We start from the raw sequence: 23,737 nt of genomic DNA, 5'->3' as shown, positions 1-23,737 counted from the left end.
ATCCCAGGCGGCCGTGGTCGCCGACCACTGCGAGGACCCGCGATGTCATCACACCCGCTCTCCCCGTTGCGCTGGCTGGCCGCCCTCGGCCTGACCGCGCTGACCCTGCCCACCGCCATCGCGCAGAACTTTGCCGAGGTCAAACCTTCGCCGCAGCAGGTGGCCTGGCAGGATCTGGAATTCGGCGTGATCGTGCACTTCAATCCCAATACCTGGCTGGACCAGGAGTGGGGTGACGGGACCGCCAGCGCAAAGACCTTCAACCCGACCAATGTAGACCCAGGGCAATGGGCGCGCGCGGCCAAGTCGGCCGGTGCGAAGTACGTGATCCTGGTGGCCAAGCACCACGACGGGTTTGCGCTGTGGCCCACCGCCGAGAGCAACTATTCGGTCAAGAACAGTCCGTGGATGGGCGGCAAGGGCGACCTGGTCAAGCTCACCAGCGATGCGGTGCGCAAGGAAGGCATGGGCTTTGGCGTGTACCTGTCACCGTGGGATCGCCACGAGCCCAAATATGCCGATTCCAAGGCCTACGACAAGTTCTACGCTGCGCAGTTGGTGGAGCTGGCCTCGCATTACGGCCCGATCACCGAATGGTGGCTGGACGGCGCCGGCAGCGCCGGTCATGTGTACAACTTCGACAAGTACATGGAAGAACTGCGCACCTACCAGGCCAACGCGATGGTGTTTGCCGACACCGCCTTGTTCGAGTACGGCGACGTGCGCTGGGTGGGCAACGAGGCCGGCTTCATCGAAGGCGAAAACTGGAACGTGATTGATCGCCACGGCTACCTGCGCTGGCGCCCGGTGGAAGTGGATACGCCGCTGCACAAGCTGCAGTGGTTCTGGCATCCCAACAGCGACCAGACACTCAAGAGTGTCGATGAGCTGGTGGAGATCTGGGAAAAGAGCGTCGGCCTGGGCGGTCAGCTGGTGCTGGGTCTCGCGCCGGACAAGCGCGGCCTGTTGCCGGAAGCCGATGTTGCACGCCTGCAGGAACTTGGCCAGGCGCTGCAGGCGCGCTACGGCGCAGACAGGAATCTGGTGGCCGGCAACATCAGGAAGACCGACGGCATCGACGCGGCAGTGGACGGCGATCGCGAGACGTTCTGGAGTGCGCCGGCCGGTTCGCATAGCGCGGTGCTGGAGCTGCAGTTCAAGCAGCCGGTGACCTTCGACAGTGCGCTGAGCATGGAGTGGATCAACGACGGCCAGCTGGTGCAGAAATACGCGGTGGAAGCCTGGCAGGACGGCAAGTGGGTGCCGCTGGCGAAGGCGCAGGCGATCGGGCGGATGAAGATCGATCACTTCGCGCCGGTGACCGCATCGCGGGTGCGCCTGAATATCCAGTCCAGTGCGGATGCGGTGCATATCCGCGAGTTCCAGTTGTTCAATACCGGCAAGGGTGCGGCGACGCGCTGAGCGCGGTTGATCAGGTTGTAGGCGCTGGGCAAAACGTGCCGATGGCCCGGACCGGCTCCCGACCGGGAGCCGGTTGGCGATGCGTTGACAGGTGGCATCGCACAGCGGTTGCGCGCAGCCACGGTGCGCCGGCGACGCAGATTGCGCACTGGTGTCGCAAGGACTCAGTCGTACGCGCGCAGGCGGTTATCGAGATGACACGCTGTGCAGTGTCTGCATGGGCGACGTGCAGCGCTCGATGCATTCACGTGATCCGGGCAGCTGGCAACGCAGACACGCTGTCGCCGGCGCGCGGCTGGGCTCAGGCGGCGCTGTCGTCGCGTTCCTGTGGCGGCAGCAGGATCTGCGGCTGCCTGGCCGAGTGGGTCTGGCTCAGGAAGGTCATCAGGTGCGCCGCTTCGGTGCTGCCGATCGGCTGGCCGGGGGCGGGCTTGCTGTGGACGTGTTCGGCAAAGGCGTGCTGGGTCTGCTCCGGAACCGCGGAGACAGGGTCTTGCGTAACGGTGGACGACGACATGAAACGCTCCTGGAACTCACGAACTGACCGTCGCCCGATGGAACGACGGGAATGCGCCACTGCCTTCCACAACGGCGTGAGCCGGTGATCTTGCCTGGAATGCGATCAGTCCGATACCGCACAGGTAGCAGACCCTATGCGGGCAGTTGACCTCCAGATAGCGGCGGGCGCGCGGTAGTCTGAAGGCCGGCCAGCCCCAGGAGCGCCAGGCGGGTTGCCTGGCGGTTGGTTTGGCCCATCGGCGGACACGCACAGGCGGCTTGCGGTTGCCAAGCCGGCGGGTGCGCGAGCGTCAGCCGCCGGCCATCCGTCTGCCCCCTACTCCTTCGGCGTGATCCACACCTGCTGCTGCAGGCCGCGCACGCCGGGCTTGGCGGTGCTGTCCAGGTCGAACACCACCACGGTGTTGTCGCCCTTGCGCTGGAACGGGGCCGGGAAATACAACGCCCGCTGCGGGCCGATGGCCCAGTGGCGGCCCAGGTTGACGCCGTTGGCCCAGGTCACGCCCTTGCCGAAGGCGCGCATGTCCAGGTAGGTGTCGGCCGGTGTGCCGATGCGCAGCGTGCCGCGATGGAAGGCGGGGCCTGCGACGGCGGTGCGGGTCCAGCCGCGGATGCTGTCGGGCGAGCGCATCGGCAACGGGAAGGCCTGCCAGCCGGTGAGCTGCCGGTTGTCCAGCAGCACCGGGTCGACCAGCCCGGCGCGGCCGTCGGCCATGCGCGGGCCGTAGTTGATGCGGCCGCTGTTTTCGACCAGGACATCCAGTGTGTGCTGGCCTGCAGGAATATCCACATCGGTGGAGACCTGCTGCAGCCGGCGTTCGACACTGCCGACCGGCTTCTGATCGACGTACACCCGCGCGACATCGCGCACCTCGCCCAGGTACAGCGGCCCCTTGCGCGGGCCGGTGACGGTGGTGCGGTAGAGGATGTAGCCGTAGTCCTGGCCGAAGTGCTCCATCGGCTGCGGGGTGTCGATGGCGATCGGTGCGGGCAGGTTGTCCCACAGCGAGGCGGATTCGCGCAGCGGCGTTTCCGGCAGGGCCGCCGTGTCGATCGGTGCCGGCAGCGCCGGCGGCTGCACGCCGGTGACCCGGGCGATGGCATCGCGCATCAGCGCGAACTTGGGCGTGGGATGACCGGCTTCGTCCAGGATGGCGTCGTAGTCGTAGCTGGTGGTCTGCGGGGCGTAATGGTCGCTGGGGTTGCCCTGGAAATTGGCACCATTCATGAAGCCGAAACTGGTGCCGCCGATGAACATGTAGAGATTGGCCGAGTGGCCCTGGCGCAGGATCCACTCCAGCTCTTCGGTCTGTTGCTTGGCATCGGTGCTGGCGTGCGGCTTGCCCCAATGGTCGAACCAGCCGGCCCAGTATTCGCCGACCATGCGCGGTTGCCCGGGGCGGAACTTGATCAGCTTGTCGAACGCACTCTTGGCCTCGCCGGGGGCGAAGTTCACCACCGCCAGGGTGTCCGGCAAGGTGCCGTTGGCGAGCATGTCAGCGCCATCGGAGGTGAACAGCAAGGCGTCGTCGAAGCCGGCCTTGACGTACATGGCGCGGTTGTCGGCCATGTAGGCATGGTCGTCGTCGTAGGAGCCGTACTCGTTCTCGACCTGCACGGCGATGATCGGCCCACCGTTGTGGTTGAGCAACGGACGCACCTGTTGGGACACCGCATCCAGGTAGGCCTGGCTGGCGGCCAGAAAACGCGGGTCGCGGCTGCGCACGCGGATGTTGTCCTTGCCGAACAACCAGGCCGGGTAGCCGCCGGCTTCCCACTCGGCACAGGTGTAGGGGCCGGGACGCAGGATCACGTTGAGGCCTTGTGCGGCCGCTTCGCGCACGAACGCGGCCACGTCGTTGTTGCCGGAAAAATCGAACCGGCCTTGCTGCGGTTCGACCAGGTTCCAGAACACGTAGGTCTCCACCGTGTTCAGGCCCAGGGCGCGCGCCTTCTGCAGGCGGTCCTTCCAGTAGGCGCGCGGGATGCGCTGGAAATGGATGGCGCCGGAGAGCAGTTGATACGGCTTGCCGTCGCGCACGAACTGCGTGCCTTGCGTGCCGAAGCTGGGCCAGGTGTCGGCGTGGGTGTCTGCGGCATTGGCGGCGGCGGGAAGTGCCAGAGCGAGGGCGAGGACGAGGGGGCTGAGGGTGCTACGCAACATGGGCGATTCCCGGCGGTGACGAGTGACTGGTGACGATGGGGGTGGATTGGTTTTTGCGTGAGGCCGCTTGCGTGTTGGCCCTCATCCGCCCTTCGGGCACCTTCTCCCGCTTGCGGGAGAAGGAAAAGGCAAGCCTCCCGCTTGCGGGAGAAGGAAAAGCAAGCCTCCCGCTCGCGGGAGAAGGAAAGGCAAGCCTCTCGCTTGCGGGAGAAGGAAAAGGCAAGCCTCCCGCTTGCGGGAGAAGGAAAAAGCAAGCTTCCCGCTTGCGGGAGAAGGAAATACAAACCTCCCGCTGCGGGAAAGGGAAGGGCGGCCTCCCATTGCGATTGGCGCGATGCCGGGCACGTACGCTATGCGAACGACGGCGGTAGATCCTCCTTGTTCGCGCCGAAGGCTGGATTCGGCTTGGCGCCCATCGTGAATTCCAGCGTGCCGCCGGCGGCCAGATCGGCATGCCGCATCCAGCTGCGGTTGATCGGTTTGCCGTTCCAGGTCAGCGACTGCACATAGACGTTCTGCGCGCTGTTGTTGTTGGCCACGATGCGCAGCGTGCGGCCGTTGCCGACATCCAGTTCTGCGCGCTTGAACAGCGGGCTGCCGAGGACGTAGTTGCCGCTGACCGGGTCCACCGCGTACAGCCCGAGCGCGCTGAGCACGAACCAGGCGCTCATCTGCCCGCAATCCTCGTTGCCGGACAGGCCATTGCGCGCATCGTGGTACTGCTCGCGCAGCAGCCGGCGCACCATGGCCTGGGTCTTGTACGGCTGGCCCGCGTAGGCGAACAGATAGGCCACGTGATGGCTGGGCTCATTGCCGTGCGCGTACTGGCCGACCAGGCCGTCGATATCCGGTGGCGCATCGGCCGGCAGCTCGGAGCTGGTGGAAAACAGTTCGTCGAGCTTGGCCACGAAGCCGTCGCGGCCACCGTACAGGTCCATGTAACCGTACAGGTCGTGCTGGTTGAGGAAGGTGGCCTGCCAGGCGTTGGACTCGGTGAAGTCGCGCCATTTGCTGATGTGGCCCATGCCGCGCGGGTCGAACGGGGTGGCCCAGCTGCCGTCTTCCAGCCGCGCCTGCACGAAGCCGCTGTCGCGATTGAACACGTTGCGGTAGTTGCGCGAGCGCTCGCGCAGTGCGCGTGCATCGTCAATGGCACCAGCGGCCTGTGCCAGGTGCGCGCAGGCCCAGTCGTCATAGGCGTATTCCAGCGTGCGGCTGACCGCTTCGTCCACCTTGTCGGCGGGGATGTAACCGAGTTTGCGGTAGTCCGCCAGGCCGTGGGTGGTGTCGTCCATCGCGCGCTTGCGGTACGCCGGCCAGGCGGCTGTGTAGTCGATGCCGGTGAAGCCCTTGGCATGCGCTTCGGCCAGCACCACTGCGGAGTGGTAGCCGATCATGCAGCCGGTTTCCACGCCCTGCAGCGGCCAGATGCCCACGCCGTCCGGGCATTCGTTGGCGCCGCGCACCAGGCATTGCACCAGGTCCGGCACGCGCTCGGGTTGCACCAGGGTGAGCAGCGGGTGCGCGGCGCGGTAGGTGTCCCACAGCGAATAGGTGCTGTAGTTGTGATAGCCCTTGGGGGCGGTGTGGATCTGCAGGTCCATGCCGCGGTAACGGCCATCCACATCGCTGAAGAGGGTGGGGGCGAGCAGGCTGTGATACAGGCCGGTGTAGAAGATGCGGCGTTGCGCATCGTCATCGCTGTCGATGCGCACGCGTGCCAGTTCCTTCTCCCAGGCGGCCACGGCCTGCGCATGCACGCGGGCGAAGTCGAAATCGGGCAGCTCGGCATCCAGGTTGGCCAGCGCATTGTCGGCGCTGACGGCGGAGATGCCGACCTTGACCAGCAGCGGTGCGTCGGATGCATCGGGAAAGTGCAACGCGGCCTTGAGGTGGCTACCGTCGCGGCTGCGCGTGCCGGCAGGCAGCGCTTGATCTTCGTCGTACAGCTGCACGCTGGCGAACGGCCGCGACAGCCGCAGGGCAAAGTAGATGTAGCGCCCCTTGGCCCACTGGTGGACGCGGCGCCCGCCTGTGATGGTCTGTGCATCGACCACGCGCAGCTGCGCATCGCTCACGCGGGTGGGGATGCCGGGCTTGTCCTGCATGCCGTGGCACAGGTCCAGCAGCACGTGCGCCGGCTTGCCCTTGGGGAAGTGGTAACGGTGCAGGCCGGCGCGCGTGGTGGCGGTGAGCTCGGCATGCACGCCGCTGTCCTTGAGCCGCACGCGGTAGTAGCCGGGCGAGGCGGCTTCATCGCTGTGGTCGTAGCGCGAGCGGTAGCCGCTGTCCGGCGCATCGAGTGTGCCCGGCACCAGCTTGACCTCGCCGGTGGCCGGCACCAGCAGGACGTCCAGCATGTCGCCGATGCCGGTGCCGGACAGATGCGTGTGCGAAAAGCCCATGATCGAGCCGTCGGACTCGTGGTAGCCGGAGCACGAATCCCAGACCGCGTTGTAGGTGTCCGGGCTCAGCTGCACCATGCCGAACGGCAGCGTCGCACCGGGAAAGGTGTGGCCATGGCCGCCGGTGCCGATGAACACATCGACATGGCGCGTGAGCTCGGCGCGGGCGCGCGCATCGGCCGGCAGTGCGTAGTTGCCGGCGCGTGCGCGGGCAAGCCCGGGCAGGCCGGTGCTGCCGAACAGGGCTGCTGCGATGGCGCCTTGAAGAAAACCGCGTCGTGTTGCCATGGTGTGGTCTCTGAATTTGCGGGCCGATGCCGGGGCACCCTCATCCGCCCGTCGGGCACCTTCTCCCGGCGGGAAAAGGGAACATCAAGCGCTGCGCCGTTTGCCCGGGATGGCAGCTCGCGCGCTTCGAACCATCAGCTGCTGCGCAGCAGCTGGGGTTTGCGTCGGTGCAGGTCGATGATCAGTTCGCCGAACAAGGTGTTGGCCCAGGCGAACCAGTCGCGGGTGAAGGTGCTCGGGTTGTCCTTGTCGAAGGCTTCGTGCATGAAGCCGGTGCCGGCATGGGTGGTCTTCAGCCACTGCAGGCATTGGCGCAACTGTGCATCGTCGTCGCTGACCAGCGCGTACTGGATGATCGACATCGGCCAGATCGTGCCCATGCCGCTGTGCGGGCTACCGACGCCTTCGGCCGCACGGCCGCGCGAGAAGTACGGATTGCGTTCGCTCCAGGCCAGCTGGCGGGTGCGCAGGAACACCGGGTCGGCGCGGTCGCAGCAGCCCAGGTAGGCCAGGCTGAGCAGGCCGGGGGCGTTGGCGTCGTCGATGAACAACTGGTTGCCGTAACCGTCCACTTCGAACGCCCAGTACGCCTGGCCGTCGCTGTCGCGCAGTTGGCCGAACTGGCGCGTTGCCGTTTCCACTTCATCGGCCAGCGCGGTGCAGTCGGCGGCGAACGCGGCATCGCGGTGCAAGGCCGTGCTCATCGTGGCCAGCTGCCGCAGCGAGGCCACCGCGAACAGATTGGCCGGCACGAACAGCGGATACACGCAGGCATCGTCGGAGGGGCGGAACATCGAGTGGATCATGCCGTTGGGCCGGGTCGGCTGGCCGTAGCCTTCCAGCACCAGCGTCTCGGTCGCCAGCGGCGAGGGCCGCTGGAACACGTACGGGCCGCGGTTGTCCTTGCGCTGCTGCTCGCGGAAGGTCCTGACCACCACGTGCATTGCCGCGCGCCAGTCGTCGTCGAACGGGGCGGCATCGCCGGTGGCGCGCCAGTATTCGTGCGCGATGCGGATCGGGTAGCACAGCGAATCGACTTCCCACTTGCGCTCGCCCACGCCGGGCTTCATCTCGGTGATGTCGTTGAGCGACCACTTCAGGCGTTGGGTCTGGCCATCGGGCAGGAAGGCGTTGGCATACGGGTCGAGCCGGATGCAGGCGGCCTGGCGCTGGATCAGGCCATGGAACATGCGCCGCAACGCAGGATCGCGCCTGGCCAGCGGCACGTACGGATGCACCTGGGCGGAGGAGTCGCGCAGCCACATCGCGTGGATGTCGCCGGTGATGACGAAGGTGTCCGGCTTGCCGTTGCGGGTGCCGGTTTCCACCGTGGTGTCCAGCGTGTTGGGGTAGCAGTTCTCGAACAGCCAGGCCAGCTCGGGATCGGCAATGCGCGCCTTGATCTGCACGATCTGCTGCTCGACCGCCTTGCTGACGAAGCGACGCTGCGCCTTGGGTGGGCGCTTGCTGACGAAGGTGCCGGCGGCCGTGGAGGTGCCGGCGGCGAAGGCGGGCAGTGCGCCGGCCAGCAAGCCGGCGCCCGCGCTGGCGCCGAGCAGCTGAAGGATGTCGCGGCGGGTGTGCATGAGCTGGAACTCCCTGGATTTCAGCAAGCGGTCGACGCAGCGGACATCGTTCCATCGGCGGCATCACGTGCCCGGCCGATGATGAGACCTATGCATGACCAATTCCCGATGACCATACAACGTGTGCGCCGAATGTGCATAGTGCGTCCGCACAATCCGGCGCCGTATGCCTGGCCTGCGGCAATGGTGGTGGTGGCTGGTCCACGTCCATTGCGGTCGTACGACATCGCCTGGCTGCCGTGCAACCACGGTCATCGCGGTGGAAACGTGCGGCGGGATCGGCAGGCCGGCACGGCGCCGACCGGCCTGGTAGCGGAGCCGGCGCGTGCCGCCTCGCCTGATCTCGGGCAATGTCGCCGACCGCAACGTCCTTCCGCTGCCCCATGCAACAGGCGCCGGCCTTCACAGCCGACGCCGTTGCCTGCCGCACCCCCACCGCTCATTTCGGCAATGGCGAACGCCCCGAGATCGAAAACGCTGCCGCCTCGCCGACCGCGCCGGTACCGGGTTGGCCGCCGCCGACAAACAGCGTGTAATCGCCGGCTTCCACCGCACGCTGCCCGCTGCGATCCACATCGCTCAGGGCGCGCGCATCGAGGGTGAAGGTGAGCGTGCGCTGCTCACCCGGCTGCAGGTGCACACGCTGGAAGCCGACCAGGCTTCGCAACGGCGACTGCGGGCCCTGCGGATATTGCAGATACACCTGCGCCACCTCATCGCCGGCGCGCGTGCCGGTGTTGCGCACGGTGGTGGTCACCTGCAACGGACTGCCAGCTTGCAGGGTTGCAGTGGACAGCTGCGGCGCGCTGTAGGCAAAGCTGGTGTAGCTCAAGCCATAGCCGAACGGAAACAGCGGCTCGCCCTTGAAGTAGCGGTAGGTGCGGCCCTTCATGGCGTAGCTGACGTAGGGCGGCAGGTCCTTGGTGGAGCGATAGAAGGTCACCGGCAGGCGCCCGCCGGGGGTGTCGTCGCCGGCCAGCATGCGTGCGATCGCGGTGCCGCCGGACTGGCCCGGGTACCACGCCGCCACGATCGCATCGGCATGGGCCTTGGCCCAGTTCAATGCCACCGCGCTGCCGCTCATCAGCACCACCACCAGCGGCTTGCCGGAGGCCTTGGCGCGTTCGAGCAGCGCCTGCTGCGGGGCGGGCAAGGCGATGTCGTTGCGGTCGCCGCCATCGAAGCCAGGCACGTCGATGCGCAGTTCCTCGCCTTCCACATCCGGCGACAGGCCGACGAAAGCCACTACCGCATCGGCCTGCGCCACCGCCTGCTCGGCTTCGGCCAGTTGCGCCGCCGCCGGTGCCAGCCACTCCAGGCGCAGGCCCTGGTCCTGGCCGCGGTGCTCCATTTCCAGACGGATCCTGCGCGGGCGGGTGTCGTCGAAGTGCAGCACGGTTTCCACACTGCGGCCATCGGCGTTGTGCATGCCGGCCGGCACGTGCTTGTCTTCGGCATTGCCGGCGACCACCAGCTTGTCGTCGATGTACAGCCGCACCGGATCGTGGCCGGCGCAATCGAAGCAGCGCGCCACCCGCACCGCCAGCGTGTAGTCGCCCGCGCTCGGCGGCAGCAGCTCGCCGCTCCAGCGCACCGCATAGCGATCGGCCGGCACGCCCTTGGCGGGTGTGACCTGGTCCCAGTTGAAACTCACCACACGGTCCTGCCGCACCACGCGCGCAGCACCGGTCATCTCGACGTTGTCGAAATATTCGCCACGCAATCCCGGCTTGCCGTCGCTGCGCAGCGCGGTTTCCGGAATCATGCCCGGCACGCCGGCGGCCAACGGTGCACCTTGCGCATAGCTCACCTGCTGCGTGCCGAAGCGCTGGCGCAGGCCGAGCAAGGGCGTCACCGGCTCGGAGGAGGTGCCCTGATAGTTGGCTTCCAGCGCCGCCAGGGCATCGGCGTTCGGGCCGATCACCGCCAGCCGCGTGCCGGGTTTCAGCGGCAGCGTGCCGGCATCGTTCTTGAGCAATACGATCGATTCGGCGGCAGCCTGCAGCGCCAACGCGCGGTTGGTCGCGTTGTCGATGTCCTTGGCGCCGAGCCTGGTATACGGATCCTTGCGCGGCGCTTCCAGTTCGCCCAGGCGATAGCGCGCCGCGAACAGGCGCACCAATGACTGGTCGAGCAGGGCTTCGTCCACTTCGCCACGTGCGATGGCCGTGCCCAGGGCGCGATACGCGTAGCCGCAGTTGAGATCATGCCCGGCCTTGAGCGATGCGGCCGAGGAGCCGGCATTGTCCGGGCGGAAGTAATGGAACTGGGTCATGTCGTCCACCGCATCGCAGTCGGACACCACGAAGCCCTTGAAGCCCCAGTCACCACGTACGCGGCCGTTGAGCAGCCAGTCGGCGGCGCAGGCCGGCGTGCCGTGTAGCGAGTTGTATGCGCACATCACCGAGCCGGCCTGGCCGTCGATCAAGGCGGCGCGGAAGGCGGGCGTGTAGGTCGCCTCCACATCGCGCGGCGACACGTCCACGTCGAAGCTGTGCCGGCCCGGCTCCGGGCCGCTGTGCACGGCGATGTGCTTGGGCGTGGCGATGGTGCGCGGGTGATTGAGGTCCTCGCCCTGCAACCCGCGAATGAAGCCCACCGCCAGTTGCCCGGTGAGGAAGGGATCCTCGCCGTAGGTTTCCATGCCACGGCCCCAGCGCGGGTCGCGGAAGATATTGATGTTGGGCGACCAGATGGTCAGGCCCGCGTAGCGCTTGTGGTCCTTGCCCGGGCCGCCGGCCTGGTTGAACTTGGCGCGCGCCTCGGTCGACACCACCGTGCCCACCTGCTGCATCAACGCGGTATTCCAGCTGGCGGCCAGGCCGATCGCCTGCGGAAACACCGTGGCGTAGCCATTGCGCGCGATGCCGTGCAGGCCTTCGCTCCACCATTCGTAGGCGGGGATGCCCAGGCGCGGAATCGCCGGCGCGTCGTTCATCGCCTGCGCGACCTTTTCCTCGCGGCTCATCTGCGCCACCAGCGCGGCGGCGCGCTGCTCCGGCGTGCTGCTGCGGTCGGCGGGCGCGGCGTGCGCGATGCAGGGCAGGCCCAGGCTCAGCCCCAGTGCCATGGCAAGACGCGATACAAACACGGATGACATCGATTCACTCCTGCGCAGCGGCGAGATTCGCCCGGCGTCGTTCTGGTGTTGCCGCAGGGGCTGCGGCGGGTTGAGGATCTGGCGTGGCGGCGTCATGCGCGCCATCGCCCGTGGTGGATGTTGCTGTTACCGCGGCGGGCCCTCATCCGCCCCTGCGGGGCACCTTCTCCCGCCTGCGGGAGAAGGACAGCCAACGCGGGACGAGGCCGGGCGAGGAAGGAGATGGACGCGCCTTGTGGGAGGGCACGCACGGCAGGAGATCACGTCGTTTTCCTAAGCTGGATGCGATGCAAGGGTGCGAAGAGTGCGTATGACAGGAAACCAAATCTGCAAGAGACGCCATGCGCGCGAAACGCATTCGCGGAACAAGCGCATGCATGGGCGGAGATCGCGTCCTTCTCCCGCCTGGCGGGGAGACGCCATGCGCGCGAAACGCATGCGCGGAACAAGCGCATGCATGAGCGGACAGCGAGTCCCTCTCCCGCCGGGCGGGAGACGCCATACGCGCGAAACGCATGCGCGGAACAAGCGCATGCACGAGCGGACAGCCAGTCCTTCTTCCGCCGGGCGGGGGGCGCCCTACGCGTGAGATGCAGACGCGGACCAAGCGCATGCATGGACGGAGGTCGCGTCCTTCTCCCGCCTGGCGGGAGAAGGTGCCCGAAGGGCGGATGAGGGCCAGCTCGCCGCTCATTTCGCCGCCGCTGCCTCCGGCGGTTCCGGCGGCGCGCCTGCCAGCGTCGATGCCAGGTCGCGCACCTGCAACGCAGACTGCACCTGCGCCATCGGCAGCTTGCTGGACACGTGCAGCGTCAGCGGTTCGCCCGGCAGCAGGTCGAAGGCATTATCGGCCACACTGACGTCCAGGTCGCCGAACGACAGCCACACCTCGCGCGCCAGCGTGTCGCTGGACAGCGTCAACGCATAGCCATCGCCATCGGCGCGCCACTGGCTGTCGATCTTCGCGGTCGGCAAGGCCAGCTGCTTGGCCGGCGCGAAGAACACCACTTCGCGCGACAGCAGCTTGGCGCCATCGAACAATTCGAACACCGCGTAAGTGCGCTTGGGATCGGCACTGCCCAGCAATTGCTTGTCGCTGAAGTTGCCCACCTGCAGGCTGCTGAGCGGCTTGACGGTGGCCTTTTCCTCGCGCTTGCTCAGCAGCTTGCCGTCCATGCCCATTACCCGCATGCGCCAGCGGGCCGCCAGCGGAGTGGTGCGGTCGGACACCAGCGACACCTCGGTCTGGCCCTTGTCGTTACGCAATGCGGCGATCAGCTCCGGCGCATAGAAGCGGCGGGCGTGGTACTGCAGCGCCTTCCAGCGGCCGTAGTAGTCCACGCTGGACCACGACGCACCCGGCCACACATCGTTGAGCTGCCAGTACAACGAGCCCATCGACTGCGGGCGCGCGGCGCGCAGATGCGAGGCGGCCAGGTTGATGCCCTCGGCCTGCATCAGCTGGCTCAGGTAGACGAAGCTCTCGAAATCCTTGGGCTCGCCGAATTCGCGACGGATGTACAGCATCAGCCGCTTGTTGCCGTTGCCCTTGTCGAACTTCTGATGCACGCGCATCACCGGCGATTCCGGGTCCATGTCGCCGGGTTCGGCGAAGGCACGCACGGTGCGCATGTCCGGGAACGACTGCAGGCCGTACTCGGACATGAAACGCGGGGTGACATTGAGATATTCGGTCACCGGCAGCGCGGGGCCGCCCCAGACCTTCCAGTAATGCATGTCGCCATCGGTGGCCTGGTCGGCGGCGCCATCGAAGTTGGTGCCCGGCGAGGTGGACCAGTACGGCACGTCGCTGTCGTAGGTGGCCACCACCTCGCGGAACACGGTGCCGAACAAGGTGGTCATGCCGCGCTCGATGCGGCTGCGTTCTTCCGGGTCCACCGACTGCTTGAACTTGACCCGGTCGCCCCAGTTTTCCCAGCCGGTCTGCACTTCGTTGTTGCCGCACCACAGTACGATGCTGGGATGGTCGCGCAGGCGCTTGACCTGTTCAATTGCTTCTTGCCGGGTGTTCTCGCGGAACTCCACGTCGTACGGCGGCACTGCGCCGCCGAACATGAAGTCCTGCCAGATCATGATGCCCAGTTCGTCGGCCACCTCGTAGAAACGGTCGTCCTGGTAATGCCCGCCGCCCCACATGCGCAGCATGTTCATGTTGGCATCGCGCGCATCCTGCAAGGTGCTGCGCATGCGCTCGGCAGTAACGCGCGCGGGGAAGGCATCCAGCGGGATCAGGTTGGCGCCCTTGGCGAAGATCGGGATGCCGTTGATCACGATCTCCATGCTCTTGCCCCAGGTGTCCTTTTCGCGGCGCAGCTCCACCGAGCGCAGGCCGGTGACGCGCTTGATCTGCTGGCTGTCGCCATCGGCGTCGCGCACGCTGGCCACGAAGGTGTAGCGGTCCTGCGCGCCGTAGCCGGCCGGAAACCAGCGCTTGGGCTTGGCGATACGCACCGGCAGATCGATGCGGTTCTGGCCCGGGTCGACCACCGCGTCCTGGGTGAACTGGCCGACCTTCTGGCCATCCGGTCCCAGCACGTCCAGCGTCACCTGCACCGGCCCGCTGCGGCCGGCCTGCAGTTCCAGCTGCGCCTGCAATTGCGCGCTGTCGGCGTCGACGCGTTGCTGGGCGATATGCAGCCCGTCCACGCGCACCGCATCCCAGGCTTCCACGCGCACATCCTTCCAGATGCCGGCGTTGACCATGCGCGGGCCCCAGTCCCAGCCGTAGCTATACGGCGCCTTGCGCACGTAGGTGGAGCTGTGGCGCGATTCGGGCTCGTCGCCGAAGGCGGAATCGTAGGCGCCCGGCAGCGCGTACGGCTGCTTGGCCAGCCACGGCTGGATCTTCTTGATCGGCGAGAACAGCTTGACCTCGAGCACGTTGTCGCCGCGCTTGAGCAGGGGTTTGGCATCCACGCGCCACTGCCGGAACATGTTGTCGGCGCTGAGCAGCGGCTTGCCGTTGAGGGTGACCTCGGCAAAGGTGTCCAGGCCGTCGAACACCAGCTCGACATGCGCGCGCTTGAGCGTAGCCGCATCCACGTTGAAGCGGGTCTGGTATTGCCAGTCGCTCAGGCCCGCCCACTGGATCTTGCCCTCGTTGTCGCGATAGAACGGGTCCGGCACGATCTTGGCGGCGATCAGATCGGTCTGCACCGCGCCCGGCACCTGCGCAGGCAGCCAGGCCGCCGCTTTCGGATACGTCCTGGCCTGTTCCTGGCCCGGCACCAACCGCACCTGCCAGCCGCTGTCCAGGGGCGTTGCCGTGGGCGGAGCCGCCCAGGCCTGCGAGATGGCAAAGGCCAGGGCTAGCCCGAGGCGGGCGGGGGCAGGAATGCAACGATGGCGGGACAGGGGCATGGGTGACTCTCCTTGGATGGATCAGCGCGTGGCGGCGGGGGGCGCCTGCGCGGTGGTTTCAATCAACTGGACGGCGCCGATGGCATACAACGGGCCGCGAATCGGCGCGGTGAAGCGCAGGCACAGATCGTGGATGCCGGCGCGTGCAGGCAGTGCGGTTTCCAGCGTGAACTGTTCGCCCAGCGCGGCGCTGTTGGGCAATTGCACGCTGGCGACCAGCTCGCCCTCGCAGCCCAGGCGCACTTCCAGCTCGCCGCGGCGCGTCTTGGCTGGGTACTGCACCACCTTGGATTGCTCGTGGGCCAGGCCGAAGTTGTTCGGCAGGCGTGCAGCCTCGATGCGGATCGCGCCGATGCCATCCAGGCGCGCCTGCGGATAGAGACGGCAGGCATGGAACAGGTCGACGTTGTAGACCGGCGTGTCGGCGCCGGTCATCTCCGGCAACAACGGCAGGCGCAGGCCGAGCGCACCGGTGTCCACGCAATCGCGCAGGCCCTGGGTGTCCACGCGCAACAGACCGGCACGCTCGAACGTGCGGCTGCGCGTGGCCGCCAGCGCGGTGCCGCCGGCATCGAAGGCGGTGGCCTTGACCGTGGTCGGCAGCTGGATCGTGAACGGCGCCTCGTAGCGCGGCGATGCCGGCGTGGGATCGCTGCCGTCGGTGGTGTAGTGCAGCGTGCCCGCACCGGCCTGGGTGCCGAGTGCCACCTTGGCCGGGCCACCGGCCAGCACCGGGTTGGGGCCGCCTTCCAATGCGATATCGGCGGCGAAGGCGCCGTCGCTGTAGTCGATGCCCAACGCTTTATAGCGCTGCAGCTGGGCCGGCATGCGCGCCAGGAAATCCTTCCAGTTGCGCGCAGCCGCAGGCGACCAGGTGACGTCGGCCACCGCGGACAGCCGCGGGAACAGCGCATGGTCGATATGCCACCTGGATGGAATGTATTCGGACCACAATGCGCCCTGCGCGCCGAGGACATGCGTGGCCTGCTCGGCAGTCAGTGTGCTCGGCACCGGGTCGAAGGCGTAGACCTTGGACAACGGCAGCACGGTCAGGCGGCCGTTGGGCTCGTCGCTGCGGGTGGTCTGCAGGTTGTCCAGATACAGCCAGTCGCCCGGCGCAAGCACCACGTCGTGGCCTTGCTTGGCCGCAGTGACCGCACCCTCGATGCCACGCCACGACATCACCGACGCACTCGCCGGCACGCCGCCTTCCAGAATTTCATCCCAGCCGATCATGCGCCGGCCGTGACTGGTGAGGTAAGCCGCAAGCTGTTCGTTGAACCAGCCCTGCATCGCATGCGCGTCCCTGACCCCCAGCTTGCGCATCTGCGCGCGTACCGCAGGCGAGGCTTCCCATTGATCCTTGACCGCCTCGTCGCCACCGATGTGGATATACGCCGACGGGAACAGGGTTAGCACCTCGTCCAGCACGTTGGTGATGAAGCGCAGGCTGCGTTCGCTGGTGTTGAACAGGTACGGATTGACGCCCCAGTCCACGCCGACCTGGGTGCGCTGGCCGGGCACGCCGACGTCTTCCGGATACGCTGCCACCGCCGCCTGCGCGTGTCCTGGCATGTCCAGCTCCGGCAGCACGGTGATGTGCAGGCGTGCCGCGTAGGCGACGATCTCGCTGATCTGCTGCTGCGTATAGAAACCGCCATAGCGCTCCGGCGTGCCGTGCCGGCCGGCGCCGGGCGGGGTGCGCCAGGCGCCCACCTCGGTGAGCTTGGGATAGCGCTTGATCTCGATGCGCCAGCCCTGGTCGTCGGTGAGGTGCCAGTGCAGCACATTGAGCTTGTGCGCGGCCATTGCATCGAGCACATGCTTGACCGTGGCTACGTCGTGGAAGTGGCGGGCCACATCCAGATGCTGGCCGCGCCAGCCGAAACGCGGCCAGTCGCGGATCGCCACCGCCGGCACGGCGACATCGCCCTTGCGCGCGTCCGGCGTCATCAGTTGCCAGGCGCTGATCGCGCCATAGAACAGGCCCGCGCCATCGCGCGCGGCGATGCGGATGCCGTTGCCATCCACGTCCAGGCTATAGCCTTCCTTGTGCGCCACCGGCGCCTGCGGTGTGCGCTCCAGACGGATGCTGTGTGGCGACGCCGTGGTTTCGGTGCGTACTTCCAGGGTCAGGCCACGGGTGCGTTGCAACAGGCTGGCCAGTGACTCGGCGCTGCGGCGCACCTCGGCATTGCCGGTGGGGATGGAGATCACCGTGCCGGTGCCGACGCGGAAGCTGCCATTGCCGCGCCTGGCTTCGGCCGGGGCGGGAATCAGCGGCAGCGGTGCGGTGGTCGCAGGCAATGTCGAGGTGGTGCGGGGATGGTCCGCAGCGGGCGCGGTCGCCGTCTGGCGCTGGCCACACCCTGCCAACAGCATCGCCGCAAACGTCACTGCAAGCAGGCGCCAGGAACGTGGCCGCGCTGACAGCGGGCGCGACGACACGCCGCCCGGCAACGGCCGCTTGGAGAATGGTGAGCGCAGGTTCGGTGCGGCGTTCGACATCATGCAATCACATCCCGGTGTGGCGGGGGAGACACGGCAGCCACGCACAGTAGCAAAGCCATGCCGGATGACGCAGGGACTGGCGCACGCTTCGTCGGGGTGCGTGCGCTGTTTTGCAGGAACCACGCATCGGTGTGGTTCGCTGCAGGACGGGCGCGGGGAGTATGCACATCGGCTTGCCGTGGACGCATTCCGATGCGGACACCGCCCGCGCCCGCCAGGCACTGCAGCAGTGCGATGGCGCGTTTAGCGCTGCGCAGTCGGCAACTCGTCCCACACCTTCGGGTCTTCGGCGCCCAGCACCCAGCAGCTGAAACCTTCCAGGCCGTACTGCTTGACTAGGTCGTAGCGTGCCTTGAAGCTGCGTGCGTCCGGGCGGAACACCCACTCGCGCATGTCGTCGCGGTAGAAGTAGAACCACGATTCCTGCTCGACCGGATCCCACTGCACGGTGGCGTTCTGTTCGATCGCCAGCGGGAAGGATTCGTCGGCATCGATATACGTGGCCGAAATATTCGACGCTTCGGTGCCGTCTTCCTTGACCGGATTACCGGTGTACCAGCGGTAGCCGTAGGTGGCGATGCCAAGCGAGAGCTTGTCCTTCGGCACCTGGGTGATGGCGTAGTCCAGATGCTTCTTCATCCACACCATGCCGTCGACCGGGCCCGGCGTGGTCCAGCGGGTGTGCTGGTCGTAGGTCATGATGCTGACCAGATCCGCGGCCTGGCCCAGCGCCTTCAGGTCGTATGCGCCGCGCCAGTATTCCCACATCCACTTGGAGAACTGGCCACCTTCGGCATGGCCCGGTGCGTTGGGCACCACCGCCACCGACATCTTGAAGCCGGCCTTGTGCAGTGCATCGGCGGTCTGCTTGACCATCAGCGTATAGGCGTCGCGGTCGGTCCAGGCGATGTTCTCGAAGTCGAACTGGAAGCCGTAGTACTTGTGCTGCTTGCCGTGGATCAGCAGCGATTCGATCATGCGCTTCTTGGCGGCTTCGTCGTGCATCAGCTTGTGGAAGCCGTCGCGGCCGGTGGTCATCGACAGGATCGGCATCACCCGCAGATTCTTCTGCTTGGCGATGTCGTACAGGTACATGTTGGGCGTGCCGTTGACTAGGCCGTTCTGGTCCACGCCATACCAGGTCGGTACCACCACATCGATCTTGTCGACATTGGCCAGGAACGAGTTGGTCGATTTCTGCGTGTTCATCAGATAGAACAACGCGGTGGGGGTTTTCGCCAAGGCCGGCGCGCAGACCAGCGCCAGCGCCAGCAGGATCCAGGTCAATCGCTTGCTCATGAAAACAGCATCCGTCAGGGAGTGGAGGAAGAAGAAAGATCGATGCGGAACACGTACGCGCTCTCGCCGACCGGCTTGGCCGGCAATTTCAAATGCAGGCCGTCGGCGCGTTGTTCGAACGGTATCTTTTTGCCGTTGGCCAGCAGCGTCACGCCGCGCACGCCATCGGCCGGAGTGAGCGAGCGGATCACCGCCTGACCACCGGCCGGCCAGCCGAGCTCGATCGCATACAGCGCGCCATCACGTGTGGTGAAGCGGAAATCTTCGGCGGTGTAGGGCTTGGTCTTGACGTCCTGGAAGGTGCCGCCAACCACTTCGGTCGGGCCTTCGCCGTACACGCGCCAAGGCTTGCTGTCGTAGATCGCGCCGCCGTTGGTCTTGAGCCACTTGCCGATCGCCAGCAGGATGCCGCGCTCGGTATCGGGGATCGAGCCATCGGCCCGCGGGCCGATGTTGAGCATCAGGTTGCCGTTCTTGGCCACCACGTCGGCCAGCATGTGGATGATGAAGGTCGGCGACTTGTAGGTGTCGTTCTCGATGTAGCCCCACGACGCATTGCTGACCGAGGTATCGGTCTGCCAGTGGGTGGGATGGATGCCGGTGAGCTGGCCGCGCTCGATGTCCAGTGTGCCGGCGCCTTCCGGGAAGGCGCCGAGCTTGTAGTTCACCACCACGCCGCGATCGGCCTCGGTGCGTGCCGCGCCCTGGTTGTAGTAATAGGCCAGCATGGTCGGCAGGCTGCTGCGGAAGGTGGGGTGGGCAATCCACCAGTCGAAATAGATCAGGTCCGGCTGATAGGTATCGATCAGCTCGGTGGTGCGCGCCAGCCAGTCATCCAGCCAGGCCTGCGACACCGGCGTCCAGTCGTTGGCCACATCGGCATCGTCCTTGCCCGGCAGGCGCACCTGCGCCGGGCCGTACAGCGCGGCATAGCGCGGGTCGTTGACGTCCGAGTCGAAGGTGCGCCCGCCGTCGAAGAACCAGTTGTGCTCGGCGCGGTGCGAGGACAGGCCGAAGTGCAGCCCCTGCGCGCGGATCGACCTGGACAACTCGCCCAGCAGATCGCGTTTTGGCCCCATCTTGACCGCGGTCCAGTCCGACAACTTGGAGTCGTACAGTGCAAAGCCGTCATGGTGCTCGGCCACCGGCACCACATAGCGGGCGCCGGAGTCACGGAACAGCTTGGCCCAGCCATTGGGGTCGAACTTGGGCGCGGTGAACTTTGGAATCAGATCCTTGTAGCCGGAGCTCGCCTGCGGCCCGTAGGTCGCCACGTGATGGGCGAACTCCTTGGAGCCTTGCAGATACATGTTGCGCGAATACCACTCGCTGCCGAACGCCGGCACCGAGAACACGCCCCAGTGGATGAAGATGCCGAACTTGGCGTTGTCGTACCACGCCGGCGACTGATAGGCCTTCAGTGCCGCCCAGTCGGGGCGAAAGGGCCCCTTGCGCGCGCCCTGTTCGGCTTCGCGTACCAGCCGTTCGCGCTCGGGTGCGTACTTGGCGGTGGCATTGAGCCACTGCTGGTCGATCTGTTCCGGGCTGAGCGTGGTGGCGGTCGGCGCGGTGGGCGATTGCGCGTGCAACGACAGCACCGGGCAGGCCACCAGCAGAGCGAGCGCGAGCGCACGACTCCTGGGTACAGCTCCGGCGTGGCGGCGGGATGGAGCCGCAAACACGCGGCTATCGGTCGTCATGGGAACTGCACTCCTGTTGAGCAAGACGCGCCGGCAGTGCTGCAGCCGTGCGTGGATGGCAAAAGCGGGACTGGCCATGCTCCCTCAGCGGCGAAGGGGCGTGGCCAGTACCACTATTTGGTGCATGCAACGACCTGCCGCTGCAGCGCGCAGGGCAAGTCCAAAAAAAGCGCGCCACCGTGGAGGGGCGGTGGCGCGCCGGTGCTACATCAGAACTTGAAGTTCAGCTGGGCCTGATAACCGCGGCCGTTCTTGTAGAACGCCGTGGGGGTATCGCGGGTGTTGCTGAAGAGACGGTAGGTAGAGTCGAGCAGGTTGGTGGCGCCGAAAGTGATGCCCATATAGTCGGTGATCTGGTACGAGGCGGTCAGGTCCAGCTGCTTGTAGGCATCTGCAAAATCTTCCGACGACAAGCGTCCGATCTGGGTGAAGTACTTGGAGCGGTAGCTGTAGTTCACGCGTACCGTCCAATCGCCATGTTCCCAGTACGGGATCACGTTGTAGGTGTCGCGTGACAGGTAGGGCAGGTTCAAGCCCGAGCTGGAATCGGATTCGGCGAACGTGTAGTTGGCCTGCAAGCCAAAGCCCAGACCGAAGGTCTGCTGATAATTGACCGCCACACCCTTGACCTTGGCGTCGGAGACGTTGATCGGCGAGGTCACCAGATACAGCCCGGACTCACCGCTGACCGGGTCGGTGAGCTGGCGCACGCTGGTGGTGTTGACAATGTAAGAGCTGATGTCGCGATAGAACACTTCGCCGGACAGCATGCTGGACGGTGCGAAATACCATTCGGCCGCCAGGTCATAGTTGGTGGATTCGTACGGCTTCAGATCCGGATTGCCGCCACCAGCGGTCAGGTTGCCATTGTTGCTGTTGATGCTGAACGTACCGGCCAGGTCACCATAGCGAGGACGTGCAATGACCTTGGCTGCGGAGAAGCGAAGTACAGCGTCGTCGGTGATGTCGTATGCCAAGTTAAAGCTCGGCAGCGCCTTGCGATAATCGTTGGTTTCGGCCACACGGTCGTAGTTCGTGCCACCATCGGCGGTCTGCCAGTACAGCGATTTGTCGGTGGTATCGACCAAGCGGACGCCTACGTTACCGCGCCATTTGCCGGTTTCGTAGTTCAACTGGGTGTAGAAATTCTGCGTGATCTCCTTCACGTCGAAGGACGAGCCGAAGTCGGTGCGGAACGGTCCTTGCGGCTGTGAAAGCAGATAGCTGCGCACAGCGCCCAGATTCGCAGTGGACCAAGTTGTCAGGTCACCACTGGCACCCAGTCCGTCATACAGGCTGCTCGGCGTGCTGCCAGGGCTGAATTGCGTCAGCGAGACCGGATCGGTCGTATTGATGCGATTGCTGCGTGCTGCCACGCCATTGTTGTGATTGATGTACTTGTAGCCGAACTGCAGCTTGGTGAACGGGCCCCATTCCAGATCGCGCGCAGCGTCCCACTGGAAATATTTTTCTTCGTCTGTGCTCTGTTGATACAGGATGCCGCCGGCCTGTACTGCGTTGCCATCCTGCGAGCCCGCAGGAAGCCCGGCCGGCGAGCCAGCCAGTGTCCAGTTCGCAACCCCTCCGTTCTCGTAGTTGACGGCCGTACTGTTGCCATTGTAGGCAAAGTTGTAGCCCCCCTCCTGTAGCAGGAACTTCATCAGGTATTCGGGGTTCTTGCCGCCGGTCGCCTTGGTGTCGCCGACCTGGGTGGTGAACACCCACTTTTCACCCGACCAGTCGTGGCGCAGGTTCAAGCTCTTGGTAGTAACGGTGCTTTCGCGGTAGTTTGCGTCCAACTGTGCATACGGCTGGGCGAGCCCGCCATCGGATACGGTTGCCGAGGTGATGACGCCGTTCTGGACATTGGCCTGCGTCACCAGCCTCAGGTTGTTGATGCTCTCTCCGGAGCCATCAGCAGCAGGCGATCCGCATGCCGGACACATGTAGCGTGACTGGCTGAAGTTGTTGTACTTGCCCTTGATGTACAGGCCGGTCAGGTTGAATTCGTTCTGTTCGTTGGGCTTCCACTGCAACGCACCCTGCAGGCCGCTGCGCTCGCGGGTCTGCTGGAAGAACGCGCTGTTGATGCCGGCGGGCACGCGGGCGGTAGCCACATCGCTGCCGTCGCCGGTGATGGTGGCGCTGGCCGGAATGCCTTCGCCGGTGGTGTAGCCGAAGTATTCGATACCGGCACGCGCCAGGTCCTGCTTGTCATGCGTGGCGGAGATCAACGCGCCGAAGGTCTCGTCGTCGTTCTTCCAGCTCCACAGCGCCGAGCCGCGCGGATTGCCTTCTTCCGAACGGTCGTTGTAGTTGTAGCCGACCGAGCCGCGGATGGTGTTCTTGGGCAGGTCCAGCGGCTTGCGGGTGTGCACGATCACGGTGCCGCCGATCGAGCCTTCGTCGATGCGCGCTTCCGGGGTCTTGTAGACCTCCATCAGGCCGATGATTTCCGGCGACAGCAGGGTGTAGTTGAAGGTACGGCCGCTGGTGTCGGTCGGGTTGCCGCCCCAGTCGCCCGAGGCGATGGTCTGGCCATTGAGCAGCACGCGGTTCAAGGCCGGGTCGGTGCCGTTGATGCTGACCTTCTCGCCTTCGCCGAACTGGCGATCGACGCTGATGCCCGGCAGGTGCGACAGCGATTCGGCGGCGTTGATGTCCGGGAACTTGCCGATGTCTTCGGCGCTGATCGCATCGACGATCGAGTTGGCCGAGCGCTTGACCGACTGGCTCTTCTCCAGCGATGCGCGGTAGCCGGTGACGGTGATGGTGTCCAGCTCAGTGGTCGCCGACGGTGTGGCGGCAGGAGCCTGTTGGTCTTGTCCGGCAGCCATTGCAGAGCCGGAGCAGTACAGAGCGGCGGTGATACAGAGTGCTAACGTCGTGGTGCGGCTGTGCATGGCTAAACCTCGTTGGTTAGTGCTGTGAGCGCGCCGCCTCTGGAAGGCGTCACGCGCTCGGCGTGGCCGGCAAAACAACACGCCCTGACCGATCGCGGTGACCGCACTGGCGCGCACCATGAGAGGCGGGTCCAGGTGATTCGCGTGGTAGAGGAGGTGTCCCCCGTGTGGTGAAGCGGTGGAGCGGATGCGACTTCAGCGAGCGAACATCGGGTGATGTCCCACTCACGAATCTGGAATGCGCCGACGAGGGAGTCGCCCGTTCTTGAGTACCGAACAGTCCATGGCCCCTCCTGCCAGAACCCCGATTTGGATCGAGTCTCGCGTAGCGTTGACAGCGTTGTCAACACATCGTCACAGATCTCTGAAGCTGCTGCGATTGCGCTGCAATGCAGCATTTCCCGGCGATGCCGCGCAGGGTGCCGCCGCGACCGCGCAGCGCAGCAATGCTGTGCCTGC

11 protein-coding genes are annotated in these 23,737 nt (G+C 66.0%); 1 reads left to right on the top strand and 10 read right to left on the bottom strand.

Going from position 1 to position 23,737, the window contains the following annotated elements; translation table 11 throughout:
* The first annotated feature begins 42 nt into the window (after positions 1-42).
* Complete coding sequence (locus H7A87_RS14365) at positions 43-1,422, top strand: alpha-L-fucosidase (RefSeq protein ID WP_119127716.1); 1,380 nt, start codon at positions 43-45, stop codon at positions 1,420-1,422.
* 301 nt (positions 1,423-1,723) lie between these two features.
* Here the strand turns inward: H7A87_RS14365 and H7A87_RS14360 are convergent, their stop codons facing one another.
* From H7A87_RS14360 to H7A87_RS14315, 10 genes are all read right to left on the bottom strand, one after another.
* A complete protein-coding gene (locus tag H7A87_RS14360) occupies positions 1,724-1,939 on the bottom strand; it encodes a hypothetical protein (RefSeq protein ID WP_104648211.1) in 216 nt (71 codons plus the stop codon).
* Between the two features lie 318 nt (positions 1,940-2,257).
* Positions 2,258-4,105 carry a beta-galactosidase family protein gene (locus tag H7A87_RS14355; protein ID WP_119127718.1) on the bottom strand — a complete coding sequence of 616 codons (1,848 nt, stop codon included), beginning with the start codon at positions 4,103-4,105 and terminating at the stop codon, positions 2,258-2,260.
* 350 nt (positions 4,106-4,455) lie between these two features.
* Complete coding sequence (locus H7A87_RS14350) at positions 4,456-6,798, bottom strand: GH92 family glycosyl hydrolase (protein WP_119127720.1); 2,343 nt, start codon at positions 6,796-6,798, stop codon at positions 4,456-4,458.
* 134 nt (positions 6,799-6,932) lie between these two features.
* Entirely contained in the window at positions 6,933-8,384 is a 1,452-nt protein-coding gene (locus tag H7A87_RS14345; RefSeq protein WP_119127722.1) for a glycoside hydrolase family 125 protein, read from the bottom strand.
* Positions 8,385-8,823: 439 nt separating this feature from the next.
* Complete coding sequence (locus tag H7A87_RS14340; RefSeq protein WP_119128005.1) at positions 8,824-11,484, bottom strand: glycoside hydrolase family 3 C-terminal domain-containing protein; 2,661 nt, start codon at positions 11,482-11,484, stop codon at positions 8,824-8,826.
* Positions 11,485-12,174: 690 nt separating this feature from the next.
* Positions 12,175-14,865: a glycoside hydrolase family 2 protein gene (locus H7A87_RS14335; protein WP_180496718.1), complete on the bottom strand. Its 2,691-nt coding sequence runs from the start codon at positions 14,863-14,865 to the stop codon at positions 12,175-12,177.
* Between the two features lie 21 nt (positions 14,866-14,886).
* The gene (locus H7A87_RS14330) at positions 14,887-17,373 is read right to left on the bottom strand and encodes a family 20 glycosylhydrolase (RefSeq protein WP_321186766.1); all 2,487 of its coding nucleotides are present in this window, start codon (positions 17,371-17,373) and stop codon (positions 14,887-14,889) included.
* A gap of 246 nt (positions 17,374-17,619) precedes the next feature.
* Positions 17,620-18,675, bottom strand: a complete 1,056-nt coding sequence (locus tag H7A87_RS14325) for a glycosyl hydrolase family 18 protein (protein WP_039516090.1) — start codon at positions 18,673-18,675, stop codon at positions 17,620-17,622.
* Positions 18,676-18,689: 14 nt separating this feature from the next.
* A complete protein-coding gene (locus tag H7A87_RS14320; RefSeq protein WP_119127724.1) occupies positions 18,690-20,375 on the bottom strand; it encodes an alpha-L-fucosidase in 1,686 nt (561 codons plus the stop codon).
* A gap of 209 nt (positions 20,376-20,584) precedes the next feature.
* The gene (locus H7A87_RS14315) at positions 20,585-23,278 is read right to left on the bottom strand and encodes a TonB-dependent receptor (RefSeq protein ID WP_119127726.1); all 2,694 of its coding nucleotides are present in this window, start codon (positions 23,276-23,278) and stop codon (positions 20,585-20,587) included.
* Between the last annotated feature and the right edge of the window lie 459 nt (positions 23,279-23,737).

Source organism: Xanthomonas sp. CPBF 426, from assembly GCF_903989465.1.
GTDB lineage: Bacteria > Pseudomonadota > Gammaproteobacteria > Xanthomonadales > Xanthomonadaceae > Xanthomonas > Xanthomonas euroxanthea.
The sequence above is the reverse complement of the archived record's forward strand: the minus strand, read 5'-3'. Positions and strand labels throughout refer to the sequence as shown.